The 1,388-nt window shown below is 67.4% G+C and carries 1 protein-coding gene and 1 pseudogene; both read left to right on the forward strand.

The window, feature by feature from the left end:
* Positions 1-157: pseudogene (locus WKW82_RS40490) on the forward strand (3-keto-5-aminohexanoate cleavage protein); the annotation flags it as partial.
* Positions 158-245: 88 nt separating this feature from the next.
* Positions 246-1,256 carry a YeiH family protein gene (locus WKW82_RS40495; RefSeq protein ID WP_340348844.1) on the forward strand — a complete coding sequence of 337 codons (1,011 nt, stop codon included), beginning with the start codon at positions 246-248 and terminating at the stop codon, positions 1,254-1,256.
* Positions 1,257-1,388 lie beyond the last annotated feature (132 nt).

A 1,388-nucleotide genomic window follows, 5' to 3' on the forward strand; every position in this document is an offset into this window, starting at 1 on the left:
GCGCGAGTTCGGCCGCCCGATTGCTACCGCGCAGCAGGCCCGCGAGATCAGCAAGATCGGCGTGTTCTACGACACCGTCGAGGAATCGCTGCTGGCCAACGGCTTCGCACCGAATCGCAACGGCGCCCACCAAGGCTTCCTGCGCAAGGCGGCTTGAGGCCCGCGCCAGCGATCACCTGGCCGCATCACCCGCGTGAAGCTCGCCATCGCGACCTGAAACCTTCAACCCATTCGGGAAATCTCCGATGACTGCCCTGTCCATCACCGCGCTGCGCGCACGGCTCCATCCGCTCGTTCCGGGCTTTCTGATCAGCGTCGTCGTGGCGGCCGCCGCCACCTTCCTGGCCGGCCACTACCACGCGCCCGTCATGCTGTTCGCGCTGCTGCTCGGCATGGCCGTGAACTTCCTAGCCGTGGAAGGTCCCTGCAAGCCCGGCATCGAATTCACCTCCCGCGAAGTACTGCGTATCGGCGTCGCACTGCTGGGCATGCGCATCACCTTCTCGCAGATCGCGGCGCTGGGGTGGCATCCGGTCGTGATGGTGGTGGCCTCGGTCGTCATCACCATCGTGGTGGCAATGATTGCCGCACGCGCCATGGGCTTCCAGACGCTGTTCGGCCTGCTCACCGGCGGCGCCACCGCGATTTGCGGCGCCTCGGCCGCCATGGCCCTGGCCGCGGCCCTGCCGGCGCATCCCGGCAAGGAACGCGCCACGCTGTTCACCGTGATCGGCGTGTCGGCCCTTTCGACGCTGGCCATGATCGTCTACCCGGTCGTCGTCAGGCTGCTGGGCTTCGATGCCACGCATGCGGGCATGTTCCTCGGCGGCACGATCCATGACGTGGCCCAGGTGGTGGGCGCGGGCTACGGCATGTCGCCGGAGACCGGTGACGCGGCCACGGTGGTCAAGCTGATGCGCGTGGCCATGCTGCTGCCGGTGATCGTCTGCGCGGTCATGCTGAGCCGCGGCCACGCCGGCGCCAAGGGCGGCAAGCGCCCGCCGATCCTGCCCTGGTTCGCGGTGGGCTTCGTCCTGCTCGCGGCGCTCAACAGCACCGGGTGGATTTCCAAGTCGGTTCAGACCTTCGCCAACGACCTCTCGGGCTGGTGCCTGGTCATTGCGATCAGCGCGCTCGGCATGAAGACCCAGCTCAAGGAACTCGCCAGCGTCGGCATCAAGCCGATCGTGCTGATGGTGGGCGAGACCGTGTTCCTCGCCGCGCTCGTCGCCGCGATGCTGCACTGGGGCATGTGAGGACTAGCGCGCCGGCGCCGCTCAGAAGGCGTGGCGGATGCCGAAGTCGTAGCCCATCGCGTTCTTGGCTTCGTACCCCTGTCCGGTGGTGAGGAAGGTATTGGTGAAGCCTGGCGTGCCGGTCACGAAGGT

Origin of the sequence: Variovorax rhizosphaerae (assembly GCF_037889975.1) — a bacterium.
GTDB lineage: Bacteria > Pseudomonadota > Gammaproteobacteria > Burkholderiales > Burkholderiaceae_C > Variovorax > Variovorax rhizosphaerae.

Coding starts and splice junctions, on each gene's coding strand:
- WKW82_RS40495 (WP_340348844.1), top strand. CDS start 246: ATGACTGCCCTGTCCATCACCGCGCTGCGCGCACGGCTCCATCCGCTC.